We start from the raw sequence: 19,012 nt of genomic DNA, 5'->3' as shown, positions 1-19,012 counted from the left end.
TTCAGACGGAGATCCGGTAGTGCTCGTCCCGGACGTCGGTGACGAACATCCGGCCCGGGGCGTGGGTGATCGCGAACGGCGGGCGCGAGGCCATCACGGCCGCCTGCGGGGTGACCCCGCAGGCCCAGAACACCGGCACGTCCCCCGGCTCGGCCTCGACCGCGTCCCCGAAGTCGGGCCGGTCCAGGTCCCGGATGCCGAGCGCCGCCGGATCGCCCGCGTGCACCGGGGCCCCGTGGACGGCGGGCAGCAGACCGCTGATCCGCCGCGCCACCGGGACGAGTTCCGTCGGGACCGGCCGCATAGACACCACCATCGGCACCGGACACGGCCGCGGGTTGCGGGTGCAGAACAGCAGCACGTCGTACGCCCAGTCCGCGGGCACCGTGATCAGATTGGCCTGCGCGTGGCCCGGCGCCCAGCCGGCCGTCGGCCCCGCCGTCCCGGCCCGGGCACGCGCGCGTGCCTCGCGCGGATCGAGAACCACCGTCCCGCTCATACGAGTTCCCTCCCGCGCGTCTCGGGCAGCCCGAACAGGGCCAGCACGGCCAGGCCGTAGCCGACGGCACCGAAGACCAGCGCCCCGCCCACGCCCCAGCTCTCGGCGAGGAAGCCGACGAGGGTCGGGAAGACGGCGCCGACCGCGCGCCCCGTGTTGTACGTGAGCCCCTGCCCCGTGCCGCGTACCGCCGTCGGGTACAGCTCCGCGAGGAAGGAGCCGAAGCCGCTGAAGATGGCCGACATGCAGAAGCCGAGCGGGAATCCCAGCAGCAGGAGCAGGGTGTTCGCCCCGGCGGGGATGTGGGTGTACGCGAGGACGGACACCGCGGACAGCACGGCGAAGAGGGCGATGTTCCTCTTCCTGCCGAGCCGGTCGGTGAGGTAACCCCCGGTCAGATAGCCGGTGAAGGCCCCCGAGATCAGCAGGGTCAGATACCCGCCGGTGCCGACCACGGTCAGGCCCCGCTCGGTCTTCAGGAAGGTCGGGACCCAGGTGGCGAGCGTGTAGTAGCCGCCCTGGACGCCGGTCGAGAGCAGGATCGCGAAGAGCGTGGTGCGCAGCAGGCCGGGACGGAACACGGCCCGGAACGAGCCGCGCCCGGCGCCGGACCGGCGGGCCTCGGTCGCCTGCGGGGCGTCCTCGACGTTCCGCCGTACGTAGACGACGAGGAGCGCGGGCAGCGCGCCCGTCCAGAAGAGGATCCGCCAGGCGAGGTCCGCGTCGGCCCACTGGAACACCAGCGTGTACACGAGCACCGCGAGCGCCCAGCCGGCCGCCCAGGCGCTCTGGACGGCGCCGAGCGTCCGGCCCCGGTGCTTCGCGGAGGCGTACTCGGCGACCAGGATCGCGCCGACGGCCCACTCGCCGCCGAAGCCCAGGCCCTGGAGCGCCCGGAAGACCAGCAGGGTCTCGTAGGTGGGCGCGAAGCCGCAGAGGACGGTGAAGAGCGCGTACGTGACGACCGTGATCATCAGGGCCTTCACCCGGCCGACGCGGTCGGCGAGGACGCCGGCGAGCGCGCCCCCGAGGGCCGAGACGACGAGGGTGACGGTGGTCAGGAGGCCGGTCTGGCCCTTGTCGAGGCCGAAGTAGGCGGCGATCGCCACCATCGACAGGGGCAGGGTGAAGAAGTCGTAGGAATCCAGGGCGTATCCGCCGAAAGCGCCACCGAAGGCGCGCCGGCCGCGCGGCCCGAGGCCGCGCAGCCAGGCGAACGCGCCCGTGTCGTCAGGTCGTTCGCCCTGGGAGTACTGCCGGGTCTGTGTCGTGCTCATCTGCACCTCGCAGGAGTGGGAGGCGTGCCTGAGAGACGTACTGAGGAACCGTGCGGTGCCGTCAAGGTAGAGGATTGTTCAACGATCCGACAAGAGGTGTGTTGTCGCTTCCCCGTTTCTGCGGTTGACTCGGCCGCGGACGACGGAAGGGGCGAGGCGCAGTGGACCTGAGTGGGGCCGGAGGACTGACGGACGACCGCGTGCTGCTCGGACGCACGAGTACGGCGGAGCGGGTCGCGGACATCCTGCGCACCCGGATCGCCGAGGGCTACTTCCCGCCCGGCGTGCGGCTCTCCGAGGAGAGCATCGGCGGCGCCCTCGGTGTGTCACGCAACACACTCCGCGAGGCCTTCAGGCTCCTCACCCACGAGCGCCTGCTCGTCCACGAGCTCAACCGGGGCGTCTTCGTCCGCGTCCTCGCGGTGGGTGACGTGGACGACATCTACCGCACGCGCCGGCTCGTCGAATGCGCCGTCGTACGGGGCCTGGGGCAGCCGCCGTTCGCCGTCGACGCCCTCGCCGCCGCCGTCGCCGAGGGCGAGGCCGCGGCCCGCGCCGACGACTGGACGGGCGTCTCCACCGCCAACATCCACTTCCACCGCGAACTCGTCGCCCTCGCGGGCAGCGCGCGCACCGACGAACTGATGCGCGGTGTCCTCGCCGAACTCCGCCTCGCCTTCCACGTCGTCGACGACCCACGCGCGCTCCACGAGCCCTATCTCCGGCGAAACCGGGAGATTCTGGACGCCCTGCGCACCGGTGAACGGGCCTCGGCGGAGCGACTCCTCGCCCGCTACCTCGACGACTCCCGCACCCGGGTCGCCGCCGCCTACGCCCAGGCCGTCGACGATCCGGCGGGCTCCGCGGGCTGAGCGCACAGGCCGGACGAGGCTACCGGGCGGGCCGGTCGCATCTGCGCCGTTTCGACCGTTGTCATGGTGAGGACCTAATCTGTGCACCGTGACTTCGCCTGCCTCGACGGACCTCGCTCCGCCCCAGCTCAGCGCGGGGCCGCGCCCCGCGCAGGGCCCGGCCGCCGACGAAGGGCTCGCGCGGCGCCTCCGCGCGCTCGCGTGCACCGCCCCGCTGCACGACCTCGACGCGCGCAAGGCGAACCTGGCCGGCGAGTACACGGTCTACGCGATGGCCGAGGTGGCCCTCGCCGCGATCGACCTCATCACGCTGAACATGGACTTCGACACCGGCGCCGACCACGAGCAGATCGTCGCCCGCCTGCTGCCCCGCGTCGCCGCCCAGGCCCCCGGCCGCCCCGCGGCCGAGCACGAGCGCGTGGCCCGCTGGGTCCTGGAGAACCTGATCAACGTCGGCAGCGTCGACCGCGGCTTCCGCGCCGTCTACGGCACCTTCGGCACCGACGGGGTCTACATCCGCCGCGACTACGACTTCAAGCTCATCGAAGAGGTCCCGGGATACGGCGGCGGGGTCTACCTCCGCACCACCGACGAAGCGGTCAACGTCCTCGTCGGAGCCCTCGACACCGACGTCACCAGCGCCCAGATCGCCGCCGAGGTGAAGCTGGAGGTCCTGATCAACCGGGGCCGCCTCGCCGACGCCCAGCTCGCCGCCGAGCAGGCGCGCTACCGGACCGTGCAGTACGCCGAGACCCTCCGCAAGACCCTGGAGGCCACCCGGCGCAACGTCCGGGCCGTCGACTGGCTCCAGACGGTCCCCGACATGATCGCCGAGGCGCTCGACCACGTGGCCGACCGCTACCGCCACGAGAACGCGATCCTCACCAACATCCGCAAGGCCCGCGACGAGGCCGAGGCCACGACCGACGCGAAGACGGCGGAGCACAAGCGGCGCGCCGCCGAGCTCGTCGACATAGTGAAGGACTGCATCCGGCGCCACACCCAGCTCCAGTCCCGCCTCCTGGAGGCCGGTCCGCTCTTCCGCGCCGAGCAGGACCGGCAGGCCTTCGCCGCCCCCACCGCGTACACCGGACTCGACCTGTACGGGCAGCTGGTCGCCCCCGTCCTGCCGCTCCCCGTCGAGCAGGCCACCCGCGTCACCGACGCCTTCTTCGCCCACGGCACCGGACTGCGCACCCCGGCCTCCGTCCGCCTCGGCGACCTCGTCGACCTGCTCCTCACCCCGCCCGTCGAGCGCGAGCACCTCGGCGCGGAGATGCCCGAGCCCGACCTGATCGCCACCCCCGACGACTCCCGCTTCAGCGAGGAGCAGCTCGCGAGCGCCATGCGCCTGCTCGACCTGGAGCACGACGCCCCGCGCCGCCTCTCCGGGCTGCTCGCCGAGGCCCGGCGGCTCGACGCCGACCTTCCGTACCTCGTCGCCCTCCTCGCCGTCCACGCGGCGAGCCCCCCGGTCGGCACCGCCTACCGCCAGGGCGAGGAGCGCCTCCTCTTCGCCGTCGACGACGGCACCCCGCTCGACGACCCCGAGTTCGGCGGCGCCGACCTGATCGTCGGTACGGCGCTGCTCGACGCGGCGGGCATGGCCGCGGACCGCACGGAGGCCACGTGACCCTCGTCCCCCAGTCCCGAACGAGCGCCGACCTCGCACTCGCGACGTCCCAGGCAACCGCCGAGGCGCCGGCCACCGAGCCTGCAGGCGTCTCCGCGCCCGCACCCGTCTCCGCGCCCGCACCCGAGCCGGAGCCCGTACCCGCACCTGAGCCCGAGCCGACGCCCGCGCCCGCGCCCGGGTCCGAGCCGACGCCGGCGCCCGACCAGGAGGCGCCCGTGCCGGGCGCCGAGGCAGTGCCCGAGCTGTCGGCCGCGCGCGTAGCCGAGCCCGCATCGGAGCCCGAGTCGACGCCCGTGCCCGAGTCCGAGGCGGCGCCCGTGCCCGACCAGGAGGCGCCCGTGCCGGACGCCGAGGCCGTGCCCGAGCTGCCGCCCGCGCGCGCAGCCGAGCCCGCACCCGAGGCCGAGCCGACGCCCGTACCCGAGGCCGACCGCGAGGTCCCCGCCCCCGTCGGTCGGCCTCGGTTCGGGACCGTGTCCGTGCCCGAGCCGGTTCGTACCCCGCCCGCGCGGCGCCGGGGCCTTCCGGCCGTGCGGGCCGTGCGGCTCACCGACGAGCCGCCCGCGCCCGTGGACCGGCCCGGCGGGGCCGGCTCCGCCGCCGTCACCCCCGTCCCGCTGCCCGTACCCCGTGCCGTACCGACCGAGAGCCGTACCGAGGAGCCCCAGCCGTGAGCGAAACCCACGCCGAGTACGCCGACGCGTGGAGCGAGCAGGAGCCCCCGCAGCCCCCGGCCGCCACCTCCGCCTCCGCCGTCACCCCCGCGGACGCCGCCGACGCGGCCCGGCTCGTGTCCTTCGGGCTCCAGCCCAAGCTGCTCCCGGCCCGCGACGCCGAGTACACCGAGCTCCTGCGCCGCTACCGCGAGGACCCCGCCTTCGCGCGCCTCGCCGACGCCGTCGCCACCGGCCTCGGACTCGTCGTCCTGGAGGTGTCCCCGCGCGCGGGGATGGCCGTCACCGCGGGCGAGGACTCCGTCTTCGCCGTCCGCATGGGCGACTACGCCCGCCGCGCCTCCACGGACTCCGCCGACCGGTTCCTGCACGGCCTGGCCCACCTCGCGGTCGCCGCCATGGCCTTCCCCCGGCCCGAGGACCTCGCCGACGACGCGTACATCGGCCGGCTCACGGTCAACGGCGTCGACGCCTTCGTACGCCAGGCCTGTCTGCGTCTGGAGCAGCGCGCCGAGGAGCAGGGCGAGAACACCGACCCGGCCTCCGACGCCCCCGGCCTGGAGGCCGCCTGGCGGATCTACGCGCGCCGCAGCGCCACCGGAGCCACCAAGGACGCCCGCCGGCTCGCCGGTTCCACCACCGGCATCGTCGGCAAGGCGGCCGCGTTCCTCACCGACTCCGGCTTCCTCCAGCGCACCGGCGACGAGGGCGGCGGCTCCTACCGCACCACCGCTCGCTACCAGCTCCAGGTCCGCGACATGGCCGGCTCAGCCGCCATGGCCGAGCTCCTCGAACTCGGCGTCGTCCCCGTCAGCGACGGCTCCGCGACCCTCCTCCCGCCGCCCGAGGGCGACGACCTGGAACTCGCCGCCGACGCGGGCCTGCCCTTCCACGCCTGATCACGCCTGATCACGAACGAGACGACGAGAGTCCGCCGCATGTACGAGCTGTCCCGGGTCCGCCTCTACTCCATCGGTCCCGCCGGTGCGCGCTACGCCGACACCGTCCTGGACCTGCGCGGAGTCGGCGCGCCTGTGCCCCACCCCGCCCCCACCCAGGCGGAGTTCTTCGAGGAGGAGCCGGTCGGCCCGCCGCGCCGCCCGGCCCCCGCGGGCGTGCTCTTCCTGGAGAACGGCGGCGGCAAGTCCGTCCTCCTCAAGCTGATCTTCTCGGTCATGCTCCCCGGCCACCGCAACACCCTCGGCGGCGCCAGCTCCGGCGTGCTGCGCAAGTTCCTCCTCGCCGACGACTGCGGCCACGTGGCCCTGGAGTGGCAGCACACCCTGACCGGCGAGCTCGTCGTCGTCGGCAAGGCCAGCGAGTGGCGCGGCCGCCAGGTCTCCAACGACCCGCGGAAGTTCGCCGAGGCCTGGTACTCCTTCCGTCCCGGCCCCGGACTCAGCCTGGACAACCTGCCCGTGGCCGAGGCGACCTCCGTCCGCCCGCCCGTCGAGGGCGCCTCCGGCGCGAGCGGCCGCCGCCGCACCATGAAGGGCTTCCGCGACGCGCTCACCGAGGCCGGGAAGGCCTATCCGCACCTGGAGGTGGTCTGGGAGGAGATCCACGACCGCTGGAACGAGCACCTCGGCGACCTCGGCCTCGACCCCGAACTCTTCCGCTACCAGCGCGAGATGAACGCCGACGAGGGCGAGGCCGCCGGCCTCTTCGCGGTCAAGAAGGACTCCGACTTCACCGACCTGCTGCTGCGCGCCGTCACCGACACCCGTGACACCGACGGCCTCGCCGACCTCGTCGGCGGCTTCGGCAACAAGCTGGGCCGCCGTGCCGAACTGACCGCCGAGCGCGACTTCACCGCTGGTTCCGTGGACCTCCTCGGCCGGATCGTCGAGGCCGCCGGGACCCGTGCGCACGCGCGCGAGGTCCACGCGGGCGCCGAGCGCCGCACCCGTACGCTCGCCCGCCGGCTCTCCGCCCGCGCCGCCGAGGAGCGCGGCCGCGCCGCCGAACTCGCCCAGCAGGTCACCTCGGCCGGACACGCCGTCGCCGAGGCCGAGACGGCCCGCAGCCGCAGCTCCCTGATCGCCGCCGAACTCGCCTACCGGCACGCCTCCCTGGCGCTGACCGCCGCCGAGAAGGGCGCCGCGGCCCAGCGCCGCGAACTCACCGACGCCCGCACCCTGCACTCCGCCTGGCAGGCGGCCGAGGCGGTGCTGCGCCACCGGGCCGCGGGCGACCGCTCCGCGCGCGTGGCCGCCGCCATCCGCGAGGCCGAGCGCGACGCCGCCCCCGCCCTGGCCGCCCGCGCCAAGGCCGCCGCCGATCTCGTACGGGCGCTCGCCGCCGCCGCCGAGGAGGGCGAGCGCCACGCGGCGGAGGAGGAGGAACGCTCCACCGCCCTCCAGGACGCGAGCGAGACCGCCCACCGCGACGCCACCGCCGCCGCCACCGAGGCCCAGCGGGCCCGCAGCGAGGCCGGCCACCTGCGGCAGCGGCTCGCCGAGGTCGAGCAGGAGACCGCCGAGGCCGTACGGGCCGGCTGGCTCGACGACACCGCCCCCGACGCCGACCCGGCCCGCGCCGCGCTCGCCGCGAGCGACGCCGAGAAGACCACGGTCGCCACCTGGGACACGGCACGCGAGGCCGCCCGCACCGCGGCCGAGCGCGCGCGTGAGGCCGCCGGCGCCGAGTCCCGCGCCGAACTCGCCGCCGCCCGCGCCGCCGACGCCGCCGAGGCCGCCGGGAACGCCTACGACGCGGAGCGCCGTGCCGCCGAGTCCCTGGCCTCCGAGGAGCGCCTGGCGGAACTCCTGAGCCTGCCGTTCTCCGGCTCCCCGCTCCCGGGCCAGCGCGCCGCCACCGCCTCCGACGCCGAACCCGAGGAGGACGCCGGTCCCGGTCCGGAGCCCCAGGGCCCGCTCACCGTCACCGAGTTCGACCGGTACGCCGACGAGCTGCGCGGCCTGCTCGACCAGGCCGTCGCCTCCGCCGAGCGCCAGCTCTTCGAACTGCGTACCGCCGCCGCCGACGACTCCCGCATCCTCGGTGCCCTCGGCGACGGCGGCCTGCTGCCGCCCGGCCCCGACGTCCTCGCCACCGTCGAGTACCTCGGCGAGCACGGCATCCCCGCCCTCCCCGGCTGGCGCTACCTCGCCCAGGCGGTGGACCCCGCCGACCACGCCCGGGTCCTGGCCGCCCGCCCCGAGCTCGTCGACGGCGTGGTGATCACCGACCCCGTCTCGTACGGACGCGCCCGCGAGGTTCTCGGCAGCGCCGCCCTGCTGCCCCGCTCCGCCGTCGCCGTCGGCACGGCCGCCGCCCTCCTCGCCCCCGTACCCGCCCGGGAGACGGCCGAGGACACGGGGGTCTTCCTCGTGCCGCCGAACCCGGCCATGCACGACGAGCACGCGGCCGACGAGGAGCGGCACGCGCTGCGCGCCCGCGCGACCGCCCGCGACGAGGAGATCCGCACCCTCGCCGCCCGCCTCGCCGGCGACCGCGCCCTCGCGTCCCGGATCGGCGCCTGGCGCGCCGACTGCCCGTTCGGGATGCTCGCCGAACTCGCGTCCGTCGCCACGACCGCCCGCGAGACCGCCGAGGCCGCCGCCGCCACCCTGGAGGAGGCCCGCACGGTTCGTACGGAGGCCGACGAGACCGCCACCGAGGCCGCCCGGCTGCGGGACGAGCGCCAGGAGGCCGCCCAGCGCGCCCGCCGGGTCGCCGACGCCCTCGCGGGCCTGGCGTTCCGGCTGCGCGAGCGGTCCGCCTGGCAGGCCAAGCTCCGGGAACTCGCCGACGACGCCACCGAGTCCGAGGCCCGTGCCCAGACCTGCCTGGAGCGCGCCCGCGCCGCCGACGAGGACCGCCGCGCGGCCCAGCGCGCCGCCGACGACGCCCACCGCACCGCCCGCGCCCTGCGGGCCGAGCGCGCCGAGATCGCCGGCGCCCCCGACACCCTCCCCGAGGAGGACCCGGACGCGCCCCGCACCGCGCTCCCCACCCTCCGCGAGGCCTACCGGGCGGCCTCCCAGGTGTACGAGAAGGTCGGTGTCGGCGCCGACCTGCGCGCCGAGCAGGCCCGCGCCGAGAGCGACGAGTCCGCCGCCCTCGCCGAGCTCGACCGCCTCACCAACAAGGTCCGCACCCGCGCCGAACAGCTCCTGGAGTCCACGGACGGCGCCGACGGCCCGTCCCGGCAGGCCGCAGCCGCCCGCGCCGAGGCCCTGGTCCAGATGCTGGAGACCCGCGCCTCCGAGGCGAGCGAGAAGCTCGGCCGGCTCCGCGGCGAGGCCGAGCGCCTGGCCCCCGAGGACGGCGAGGCGCACACCGAGCTGCCCGAGGAGCTGGTGCCCGCCGACGCCGAGCGGGCCCAGGCCCTGCTCCGTACCGCCACCGGCGAACTCGCCTCCCGCACCGACGCCCTGGACGCGGCGCGCGCCGCCCACGCCGGACTCCTCCGGGACCACCGGGCCGCCGAGGACGCGGCCGGCGGCTTCGACGAGACGGCGGCCCTGCTGCGGGACCTGCTCCGCGACCACGCGGACGAGGAGCGGGAGGAGACCGAGCCGTACCCGGGCAGCCTTGAGGAGGCCCGTACGGTGGCGGCCGAGGCGCGGCGCGCGCTGCGCGGCTGCACCGCCGAGCTGTCCGCCGCCGACGCCGCCGTGCGCGAGGCGAGCGACATCCTCGTCCGGCACGCCAACTCCACCCGCTACGAGCAGGTCCGCACCCCCGCCCGCCAGCAGATCCGCGAGCTGCCCGCGTCCGCGCTGCCCGAGCACGCCGCCAAGTGGGCCGAGGCCTTCGCGCCCCGACTGCGGGTCCTCACCGACGAGCTGGAGCAGCTGGAGCGCAACCGGGACTCGATCGTCGACCGGCTGCGCGGCCTCGTGGAGTCCTCGCTCGCGACGCTCCGCTCCGCCCAGCGCCTCTCCCGGCTCCCCGAGGGCCTCGGCGAGTGGTCGGGCCAGGAGTTCCTCCGGATCCGCTTCGAGGAGCCCGACCAGGCCACGCTCGCGGAGCGGCTCGGCGAGGTCGTCGACGAGGCGACCCGCGCCGCCGTCAAGAAGAACTCCGACCTGCGGCGCGACGGCATGTCCCTGCTCCTCAGGGGCGTCCAGGCCGCCCTCGAACCCAAGGGCGTCTCGGTCGAGATCCTCAAGCCGGACGCGGTGCTGCGTGCCGAGCGGGTCCCCGTCGGGCAGATGGGCGACGTCTTCTCCGGCGGCCAGCTGCTCACCGCGGCCATCGCCCTGTACTGCACGATGGCGGCGCTCCGCTCCAACGACCGGGGCCGTGACAAGCACCGGCACGCGGGCACGCTGTTCCTCGACAACCCCATCGGCCGCGCCAACGCCACGTACCTCCTGGAGCTCCAGCGGGCCGTGTCGGACGCGCTGGGCGTCCAGCTCCTCTACACCACGGGCCTGTTCGACACGACCGCGCTCGCCGAGTTCCCGCTGGTGATCCGGCTGCGCAACGACGCGGACCTGCGCGCGGGGCTGAAGTACATCAGCGTGGAGGAGCACCTGCGCCCCGGGCTTCCGCAGCCCGGCGCGGAGGGGGAGACGATCCACGGCGAGATCACGGCGACGCGGATGTTCCGCCGCCACCAGTCGGACGACCCGGCGCCGGCGGGCGACGCGTAGTCCGGCCGTACGGACGCGAAGTCCCCGGTCGTACGACGGTGAGCGGCCCGGCCCCCTTTCGGGGACCGGGCCGCTCGTCGTCGTTGCTCAGGCTGCCCGAGAGGCGATCACGCGGCCTCGGACAGCGGCGTCGTCTCCGCCCGGTTCTCCTCGCGCCGCGCCCGGATCGACGGGCGCGCCGTGCTGCTCGGCTCCGACACCACGCCGTTGCGCTGACGCCACACCTGGCGGGTGATCCACACGTCGAGGATGCTCCAGGTGGCCACGACGGTCGAGGCCACCGCGGTGATGGTCATCGGGAACGCCAGCCACGCGCCCGCGACCGACGTGTAGAAGGCCACCACGGCCTGGATGAGTGTCACCGACGTGATCATCACGGCCCGTACGGCGGCGTTGCGCACCGGATCGGGCATCCGCCGTCGGCCCCGCTCCTCCTCCACCCACAACTGCCGCGCCGACCGCGCCTCGTGTTCCATTGTCCTGTCACTCCCCACCACTGAACGACTTCAGGGGTGACTGCCCGTCTTGAGCGCCTTTACGCGGACAGAACCCTCCCCGTACTTATTGACGCACGAGAGAGGGAAAAGGTTTCGTCCGGGTGGGGGCGAAGGTGGCCCAAGTCCCTGCGGAACGAACAGTTCCAGCCATCCGTGCAGGCCGGAGAAATGGCACACCATCAGGTGTCCTACGCCACACTGGCCAATCCCAACTCCCGTAATACCAGGACATCTCATGATCAAGACTCACTCGACAGGCTGAAAATAGCTCGGACACGCCTTCGGGATGGCCGTGATGCAGTAGTAGGCTCGCGCCGCCGTTTGTTGAAATTCAAGGTTGACGCCGCGTGTTGACGCCGGACGTCACGAATGTGAAGGACCCTCGTCGCGCACGGGGGCCGAGCTGGGGGAGGCCATGCGCTTTCGCGGGAAGTCCATCCGCAGGAAGATCGTGGCGTTGCTGCTCGTACCGCTCGTCTCCCTCACCGGACTGTGGGGTTTCGCCACGGTCCTGACGGGCCGCGAGGCCGACCAGCTCCTCGACGTCGGCTACATCGTCGAGAAGGTCGGCTACCCGCTGGAGGACACCGCCCGGGTCATCCAGATCGAGCGCCGCCAGTCGCTCATCTACCTCGCCGACCCCCGGGGCTCCGACGCTCTCGCCTCCCTGCGCGAGACCCGCCGCGCCACCGACCGGCAGATCGCCCGCATCCGCGCCAACGCCGCCGACCCCGGCGTGCGCGACGAGATGCGGCCCGTCACGACCCAGCGGCTCAACTCCCTCCTCGACGCGCTCGACGGCCTCGCCTCGCTGCGCCGCTCCGTCGAGAACCGCGGCATCGGCCGCATGCAGGCCCTCGAGTTCTACAACCGGCTCGTCGACCCCTGCTACAGCTTCCTCATGACCCTCCACGCCCTCGAGAACGTGGAGATGGACAAGCAGGGCCGCGCCCTCGTCGGCATCACGCGCGCCCGTGAACTGCTCTCCCGGGAGGACGCCCTCGTCCTCTCCGCGCTCGTCGCGGACCGCGTCACCGCCGAGGAGATCCGCGCGGTGTCCGACCTCGTCGCCAACCGCGAGCAGTTCTACGAGGTCAACCTCGAACTCCTGCCCGCCGCCGAGCGCGAGCACTTCGAGAAGTACTGGCGCAGCCCCAAGACCCAGCCGTTGCGCACCGCCGAGAACGCGATCGTCGAAGCCGGCCCCACCGACAGCCCGCGCGCCATCACCGCCGAGCGCTGGCAGGACCAGGCGAGCCCCGTCCTCGACGACCTGGCCCGCGAGAACACCGCCGCCGGCGACCGCTACCAGGAACGCGTCAAGCCCGCCGCCTACAGCGTCCTCCTCAAGGTCGGCATCGCCGGCGTCCTCGGCTTCCTCGCCCTCATCGCCTCGATCGTCATCTCCCTCCGCATCGGCCGCGGACTCATCCGCGACCTGCGCCGCCTGCAGAAGGAGGCCCAGGAGGTCTCCGGCGTCCGGCTGCCCAGCGTCATGCGCCGCCTCGCCGCCGGCGAGCAGGTCGACGTCGGCACCGAGGTGCCCCACCTGCGGTACGGGGAGGACGAGGTCGGCGAGGTCGGCCAGGCCCTCAACACCCTCCAGCGCGCCGCCGTCGAGGCCGCCGTCAAGCAGGCCGAACTGCGCCGCGGCGTCTCCGAGGTGTTCGTCAACCTTGCCCGCCGCAACCAGGTCCTGCTCCACCGCCAGCTGACCCTCCTCGACACCATGGAGCGGCGCACGGAGGACACCGACGAGCTGGCCGACCTCTTCCGCCTCGACCACCTCACCACCCGTATGCGCCGGCACGCCGAGGGCCTCGTCATCCTGTCCGGCGCCGCCCCCTCCCGCCAGTGGCGCAAGCCCGTCCAGCTCATGGACGTGGTCCGCGCCGCCGTCGCCGAGGTCGAGGACTACGAGCGGATCGAGGTGCGCCGACTGCCCCGCCTCGGCGTGGGCGGCCCCGCCGTCGCGGACCTCACCCACCTCATCGCCGAACTCCTCGAGAACGCCACGGTGTACTCGCCCCCGCACACCGCCGTCCAGGTGCTCGGCGAGCGGGTGGCCAACGGCTTCACCCTGGAGATCCACGACCGCGGCCTCGGCATGAACCCCGACGCCCTGCTCGACGCCAACCTCCGGCTCGCCGAGACCCCCGAGTTCGAGCTCTCGGACACCGACCGCCTCGGCCTCTTCGTGGTCAGCCGGCTCGCCCAGCGCCAGAACGTCCGGGTCTCGCTCCAGACCTCCCCGTACGGAGGGACCACCGCGGTCGTCTTCATCCCGGCCGCGCTGCTCACCGACGCGCCCGAGACCCAGGGCGCCGGATTCCGGCTCGACCGCAAGACCCTGGAGCGCCCCGCGCGGACCGACGACGCCTCCGCCGACGGCGGCGCCCTGCCCACCCGCAGGCCCGCCCTCACGAAGGTCCCCGACGTGACCGAGGTACCCGGACCGCTGGACGGCCCCGTCGAGCTGGAGTCGCCGCTCGGCACCGAGGACTTCGACGTCCTCCTCGACCGCTCGGCGGACCTCCTCGACAGCGACAGCGAGCGCGGCGGCCTCTTCCGGCCCCGCGACCGGCGCCGCACCGGCCTCGCGCCGGCCGGCGAGCAGCACGAGCAGGCCCGGGACCGCACGACGGGCCAGGACGCCCCCGCCGACGGGACGCGCCTCAGCCCCGTGCCGCTGCCGCGCCGCCGCACCCCGACGCTCGTCGTGGACCACGGCCGCCGCCTCGACGAGGCGGACGGCGCCCAGGCGCAGCCGGACCGCGCGCACCCGCAGGACGACCCGTGGGGAGACCGCCGGGACCTCCCGCCGGGCATGGGCCCCACGCTCGTCCCCGTACGGCCGGAGAGCTCCGCGGGGCCGGAGGCGCCCGTACGCCCCGGCACTCCCGGACGACCCGAGGATCACGTACCGCCGGAGATCCCGGACCCGTTCGGCGGCCTGCCCCGCCGCGTCCGCCAGGCCAGCCTCGCGCCCCAGCTGCGCGAGACCGAGGGCAAGGCCGGCCGTACGGGAACCCGCTCCGACGCCCGTGCGGGCACCGGGGCGCCGTCCGACGGACCCGACTCCTTCGAGCGCGACGCCGAGGAGGTACGCGCGCGCATGGCCGCCATGCAGCGTGGCTGGCAGCGCGGCCGGCGGGACACCACAGAGCCGGACGACACGACAGCACCAGGAACGACACCCGAGGGGGACGGTCGATGACCGCACCGAACGCCGCAGCACCCAGCACGACCGGACACGGACACGGAAACGGCGAGCTGAACTGGCTCCTCGACGAGCTCGTCCAGCGCGTCGGGTCCATCCGGAAGGCCCTGGTGCTCTCCAGCGACGGACTCCCCACCGGCGCCTCCCAGGAGCTGACCCGGGAGGACGGCGAGCACCTCGCAGCCGTGGCCTCCGGCTTCCACAGCCTCGCCAAGGGCGTCGGCCGTCACTTCGAGGCGGGCAAGGTCCGCCAGACGGTCGTCGAGCTGGAGGACGCCTTCCTGTTCGTCACGGCCGCCGGCGACGGCAGCTGCCTGGCGGTGCTTGCGGACGCCGACTCGGACGTCGGCCAGGTCGCCTACGAGATGACGCTGATGGTGAAGCGGGTCGGGGCCCACCTCACGACGGCTCCCCGGACCGGCCTGCCCTCGGGAGGGTGAGTGGGACCGCATGAGTGACGAAGCCGAGCGGAACCAGCGGATGAGGGACCAGACCCCCGGCCGCCACCACTGGTTCGACGACGAGGCCGGGCCGGTGGTCCGTCCGTACGCGATGACCCGCGGCCGGACGAGCGCCGCCACCCGCCACCGGCTCGACCTGATCGCGGTGGTCGTTCCCGAGCCCGCCGCCGACGACCCCGGCCGGGACCAGACGCTCTCCCCGGAACACGTGGAGATCGTCGAGCGCTGCTCCGAGCAGCCCCAGTCGATCGCCGAGCTCGCCGCCGGACTCGATCTCCCCGTCGGGGTGGTACGGGTCCTCGTCGGCGACCTCGTCGAGGACGAACTCGTCCATGTGACCCGCCCCGTTCCGCCGGCCGAGCTGCCGGACGTGAGCATCCTTCGCGAGGTGATCAATGGCCTTCGGGCGCTCTAGCCGCACCAAGCCCTACGTCGAGCCGGTGACCCTGAAGATCCTCGTCGCGGGCGGGTTCGGGGTCGGCAAGACGACGCTGGTGGGCGCGGTCAGCGAGATCCGGCCCCTGCGGACGGAGGAGATCCTCAGCGAGGCGGGGCGGCCCGTCGACGACCTGCACGGCGTCGAGACCAAGACGACCACCACGGTCGCCATGGACTTCGGCCGGATCACGCTCCGCGAAGACCTCGTCCTCTACCTCTTCGGCACCCCGGGGCAGGACCGCTTCTGGTTCCTGTGGGACGAGCTGGCCCAGGGCGCCCTGGGCGCGATCGTCCTCGCGGACACCCGCCGCCTGGAGGACAGCTTCGCCGCCATCGACTACTTCGAGCGGCGCGGCATCCCGTTCACGGTGGCCGTCAACTGCTTCGAGGGCGCCCGGCGGTTCCCGGCGGAGAGCGTGCGCGGCGCGCTCGACCTGGACCCCGAGGTGGAGCTGCTGATGTGCGACGCCCGGGACCGCGAGTCCGTGAAGAACGTCCTCGTGGCGGTCGTCCAGCACGCCCTCGTCCTCGCGGACCGGGCCCCGTCCGCCGTCACGACCTGACGGGGCGGGTGGTCAGCCCGACGGGGCCGGCGGTCAGTGGTGGTCAGCGCACCGCGACCACCGCCGAACCGTGCCCGAACAGGCCCTGGTTCGCGGTGATCCCGACCCGGGCCCCCGGCACCTGCCGGTCGCCCGCCGTGCCGCGCAGCTGCCAGGTCAGCTCGCAGACCTGGGCGATCGCCTGGGCGGGCACCGCCTCCCCGAAGGAGCCGAGGCCTCCGCTGGTGTTGACCGGCAGGCGCCCGCCGAGGGCCGTCGCGCCGTCCCGCAGCAGCTTGGCGCCCTCGCCCGGCGCGCAGAGCCCGATGTCCTCGTACCACTCCAGCTCCAGGGCCGTGGACAGGTCGTACACCTCCGCGAGGGACAGGTCCTCGGGCCCGAGCCCCGCCTCCTCGTAGGCGGCACGGGCGATCGAGGCGCGGAAGGTGTGCGGGGCGGGGGAGACGGCCGCCGCCGAGTCCGTAGCGATGTCGGGGAGGTCGAGCACCGCCTTGGGGTACGTGGGGGAGACGGTGGAGACCGCCCGGACCCGGACCGGATCGGGGTGCCCGTGGCGGCGCGCGAACTCCATGCTGGACAGCACCAGCGCGGCGCCCCCGTCCGAGGTGGCGCAGATGTCGAGGAGCCGCAGCGGATCGGCGACGACGGCGGAGGCCGCGACCTCCTCGGCCGTCACGCGCGCGCGGTAGCGCGCCAGCGGATTGAGCGCGCCGGCCGCCGCGTTCTTCACCTTCACCTGGGCGAAGTCCTCGGCCGTGTCGCCGTACAGCGCCATCCTGCGGCGCGCGTAGAGCGCGAAGTACGCCGGGTTGGTCGCCCCGAGCACCCGGAACCGCAGCCAGTCCGGGTCGCCGGGCCGCTCGCCGCCGGCCGGGGCGAGGAAACCCTTCGGCGTCGAGTCCGCGCCGACGACCAGGACCACGTCGGCGAGACCCGCGAGGATCTGGGCCCGGGCGGTCCCGATGGCCTGGGCGCCCGAGGCGCAGGCGGCGTACACGCTGGTGACCCGCGCGCCCTGCCAGCCCAGCGCCTGGGCGAAGGTCGCCCCCGCCACGTATCCGGGGTATCCGCAGCGCATGGTGTCGGCGCCGACGACCGAGCCGACGTCGGACCACTCCAGACCGGCGTCGGCGAGCGCGGCGCGGGCGGCGGCCGTCCCGTACGAGACGAAGCTCCGTCCCCATTTGCCCCAGGGGTGCATTCCGGCCCCGAGCACGGCGATGTCGTTCACGACCGCTCCTCCCGCTCGGCCGGCGCCACCGGCCGCCAGTTCCAGGTGGTCCAGGTGTGCTCTGCGTCCTCGTTCAGGACGCCGGGCACCACCTCGACCTCCGTCCCGACGGCGAGGTCGGCCGTCGTCACGCCGGGCGCCGCCTGCCCGAGCACCACCATCGCCTCGGCCGCGAGCTCGACCGCGACGAGGGTGTACGGCTCCCAGGGCGTGTCCGGGTCGGAGACGTACGGGGCGGGCGGGCGGTACCGGCCGTCGGTGTACGACCAGACCCGGCCGCGTGGCGAGAGCGGGACCTCGGTCAGCTCGCCCCCGCCCGGGCAGCCGGGATTGCGGCACCAGTCGTCCTCGCGGGGGAAGAAGACCGACGCGCAGGCCGTGCAGCGGGTGCCGAGCAGCCGGAACTCCGCCTCGGGCACGGTGTCGTCGGTGAACCACCCGGCCACCACCGGTCTGCGCGTCCGTGCCATCGGGACCTCCCGTGATCTGACGAAGCGTCAGAAGTGTGCCATGGGAGGCCGGTGCTGAGAAGGGCTCAGTGGCCGGCCACCGACCTCCGCGCCACCGGGAAGTCGAAGAAGGTCGACGGGAACGGCTCCGGCTTGAACGTGAAGTGCCACCACTCCTCGGGCAGGTTCACGAACCCCTGCTCGGTCAGCGCCCCCCTGAGCAGATCGCGGTTGGCCCGCTGCTCGCCCCCGATCCGCGGATCGTCGGTGTGCGAGAGGGTGTCGAAGCAGTCGAAGCCGGTGCCCATGTCCACGGAGTTGTCCGGAAAACGCTCCTCCTGCGGCGCCGTGCACTCCACGAGCTCCTCGCCCGGCACGTACGCGCGCGTGGGTGCCGCCGGGAGCCGCACGATCGTCAGATCCACCGTCGAACCCCGGCTGTGCCCGGACTTCTCCGCGATGTAACCGTCCGCGAACAGCCTCGACTTGTCGACGAGCGGATAGAACTCCTCCTTCATCCGCTCGTCCTCCAGGTCCTTCGCCCAGCGCACGAAGTGGTCCACGGCCCGCTGCGGCCGGTAGCAGTCGTACACCTTCAGCGTGTACCCCCGTGCGAGCAGCCGGAGTTGCGCCCGGTGCAGCGCCTCGGCCGCCGGGCGGGTCAGGATGCACAGCGGCTGCCGGTAGCCGTCCACCGGCTCGCCGAGGAAGTCGTGCTCGGTCGTGTAGCGCATCTCCTGCAGGATCGTCGGGTCCACGGAGCCCAGGGCCACGAACTCCCGCGGCGCCTTGGGCTCCGCAGCGGCCGAGGCCGGGGGAGCGGGCGCGGCGACGGCGCCGGTGACGGCGAGGAGTCCGGCCGCGGCCGCGACGGCGAGGGTGCGGAAAGCGGTTGCGAGTCCAGTCATGCGCACCGTCTATCAGTTCCGGCAGCGCCGGGAAAGGGTGATCGCATACGGTCGGGTCGTGAAGGACTCCCACTGCTCCTCCTGCGGCGAGGCCTACCCGGCCGACGCCGGCTGGCCCCGCACCTGCCCGGCCTGCGGTCACACCGCCTACCGCAACCCGCTGCCCGTCGCCGTCGCCCTCCTTCCGGTCACCGACGCGACGGGGACCGGCCTCGTGGTCATCACCCGCACCATCGAACCCGCGCGGGGCGGGGTCGCCCTGCCCGGCGGCTTCATCGACCACGGCGAGGACTGGCGCACCGCCGTCGCCCGCGAACTCCGCGAGGAGACCGGCATCCCTGCCTCGGCCGAGGAGGTCCGGCTCGCCGACGCGCTGAGCTCCCCGGCCGGCCACCTCCTCCTCTTCGGCCTCCTCCCGCCCCGCCCGGCCGCCGAACTCCCGCCGTCCACCCCGACGGACGAGACGAGCGGCCACCACGTCCTCAGGGCACCGGCGGACCTGGCCTTCCCGCTCCACACGGAGGCGGTACGGAAGTGGTTCGGGGGCGCTTACGGGTGACCGGCGCTCGGGGCGCTGGATCCAATCTCCAATATCTGGATACCGGATCCAATATCTGAATACCGGATATTGGATCCGACCATTGGATCCGACCATTGGATCCGACTACTGGATCCGACTAC

The 19,012-nt window shown here is 74.2% G+C and carries 16 protein-coding genes; 10 read left to right on the top strand and 6 right to left on the bottom strand.

The window, feature by feature from the left end:
- Position 1: 1 nt before the first annotated feature.
- Positions 2-499, bottom strand: a complete 498-nt coding sequence (locus AC07AW_RS20620; protein WP_478816934.1) for a D-glutamate cyclase family protein — start codon at positions 497-499, stop codon at positions 2-4.
- The gene (locus tag AC07AW_RS20615; protein WP_478816933.1) at positions 496-1,776 is read right to left on the bottom strand and encodes an MFS transporter; all 1,281 of its coding nucleotides are present in this window, start codon (positions 1,774-1,776) and stop codon (positions 496-498) included. Before AC07AW_RS20615 ends, AC07AW_RS20620 begins: the two co-directional genes overlap by 4 nt.
- A 161-nt stretch (positions 1,777-1,937) precedes the next feature.
- On the opposite strand from AC07AW_RS20615, the gene AC07AW_RS20610 reads away from it, so the two are divergent.
- The 5 genes from AC07AW_RS20610 to AC07AW_RS20590 all read left to right on the top strand — a co-directional run bounded on the left by AC07AW_RS20610 (position 1,938) and on the right by AC07AW_RS20590 (position 10,564).
- Positions 1,938-2,648, top strand: a complete 711-nt coding sequence (locus AC07AW_RS20610) for a GntR family transcriptional regulator (RefSeq protein ID WP_478816932.1) — start codon at positions 1,938-1,940, stop codon at positions 2,646-2,648.
- An 88-nt stretch (positions 2,649-2,736) separates the two neighbouring features.
- A complete protein-coding gene (locus AC07AW_RS20605) occupies positions 2,737-4,281 on the top strand; it encodes a hypothetical protein (protein ID WP_478816931.1) in 1,545 nt (514 codons plus the stop codon).
- Positions 4,278-4,958, top strand: a complete 681-nt coding sequence (locus AC07AW_RS20600) for a hypothetical protein (RefSeq protein ID WP_478816930.1) — start codon at positions 4,278-4,280, stop codon at positions 4,956-4,958. Before AC07AW_RS20605 ends, AC07AW_RS20600 begins: the two co-directional genes overlap by 4 nt.
- A complete protein-coding gene (locus tag AC07AW_RS20595) occupies positions 4,955-5,857 on the top strand; it encodes a hypothetical protein (RefSeq protein WP_392154877.1) in 903 nt (300 codons plus the stop codon). Before AC07AW_RS20600 ends, AC07AW_RS20595 begins: the two co-directional genes overlap by 4 nt.
- Positions 5,858-5,896: 39 nt before the next feature.
- Positions 5,897-10,564 (top strand): hypothetical protein, encoded by a 4,668-nt coding sequence (locus AC07AW_RS20590; protein ID WP_478816929.1) that lies wholly within the window; start codon positions 5,897-5,899, stop codon positions 10,562-10,564.
- A gap of 107 nt (positions 10,565-10,671) precedes the next feature.
- On the opposite strand, the gene AC07AW_RS20585 is transcribed toward AC07AW_RS20590, so the two are convergent.
- Positions 10,672-11,040: a hypothetical protein gene (locus tag AC07AW_RS20585; protein ID WP_478816928.1), complete on the bottom strand. Its 369-nt coding sequence runs from the start codon at positions 11,038-11,040 to the stop codon at positions 10,672-10,674.
- Positions 11,041-11,476: 436 nt separating this feature from the next.
- On the opposite strand from AC07AW_RS20585, the gene AC07AW_RS20580 reads away from it, so the two are divergent.
- The 4 genes from AC07AW_RS20580 to AC07AW_RS20565 are packed head-to-tail and all read left to right on the top strand — an operon-like array spanning position 11,477 to position 15,743.
- Positions 11,477-14,278, top strand: a complete 2,802-nt coding sequence (locus AC07AW_RS20580; protein ID WP_478816927.1) for a sensor histidine kinase — start codon at positions 11,477-11,479, stop codon at positions 14,276-14,278.
- Positions 14,275-14,721: a roadblock/LC7 domain-containing protein gene (locus AC07AW_RS20575; protein ID WP_351189285.1), complete on the top strand. Its 447-nt coding sequence runs from the start codon at positions 14,275-14,277 to the stop codon at positions 14,719-14,721. The genes AC07AW_RS20580 and AC07AW_RS20575 overlap by 4 nt, the downstream gene beginning before the upstream one ends.
- Before the next feature lie 10 nt (positions 14,722-14,731).
- Positions 14,732-15,157 carry a DUF742 domain-containing protein gene (locus tag AC07AW_RS20570; protein WP_478816926.1) on the top strand — a complete coding sequence of 142 codons (426 nt, stop codon included), beginning with the start codon at positions 14,732-14,734 and terminating at the stop codon, positions 15,155-15,157.
- The gene (locus AC07AW_RS20565) at positions 15,138-15,743 is read left to right on the top strand and encodes a GTP-binding protein (RefSeq protein ID WP_478816925.1); all 606 of its coding nucleotides are present in this window, start codon (positions 15,138-15,140) and stop codon (positions 15,741-15,743) included. The genes AC07AW_RS20570 and AC07AW_RS20565 overlap by 20 nt, the downstream gene beginning before the upstream one ends.
- Positions 15,744-15,786: 43 nt before the next feature.
- Here the strand turns inward: AC07AW_RS20565 and AC07AW_RS20560 are convergent, their stop codons facing one another.
- From AC07AW_RS20560 to AC07AW_RS20550, 3 genes are all read right to left on the bottom strand, one after another.
- Positions 15,787-16,944, bottom strand: a complete 1,158-nt coding sequence (locus AC07AW_RS20560; RefSeq protein ID WP_478817383.1) for a lipid-transfer protein — start codon at positions 16,942-16,944, stop codon at positions 15,787-15,789.
- Between the two features lie 26 nt (positions 16,945-16,970).
- Positions 16,971-17,444, bottom strand: coding sequence for a Zn-ribbon domain-containing OB-fold protein (locus tag AC07AW_RS20555; protein WP_478816924.1), 474 nt, complete (start codon positions 17,442-17,444; stop codon positions 16,971-16,973).
- Positions 17,445-17,509: 65 nt separating this feature from the next.
- Entirely contained in the window at positions 17,510-18,331 is an 822-nt protein-coding gene (locus AC07AW_RS20550) for a M15 family metallopeptidase (protein ID WP_478816923.1), read from the bottom strand.
- Between AC07AW_RS20550 and AC07AW_RS20545 the strand changes: the two genes are divergently transcribed.
- Positions 18,330-18,890: an NUDIX domain-containing protein gene (locus AC07AW_RS20545; RefSeq protein ID WP_478816922.1), complete on the top strand. Its 561-nt coding sequence runs from the start codon at positions 18,330-18,332 to the stop codon at positions 18,888-18,890. The genes AC07AW_RS20550 and AC07AW_RS20545 overlap by 2 nt on opposite strands.
- Positions 18,891-19,012 lie beyond the last annotated feature (122 nt).

This window comes from Streptomyces sp. NPDC044003 (assembly GCF_056435185.1).
The sequence above is the reverse complement of the archived record's forward strand: the minus strand, read 5'-3'. Positions and strand labels throughout refer to the sequence as shown.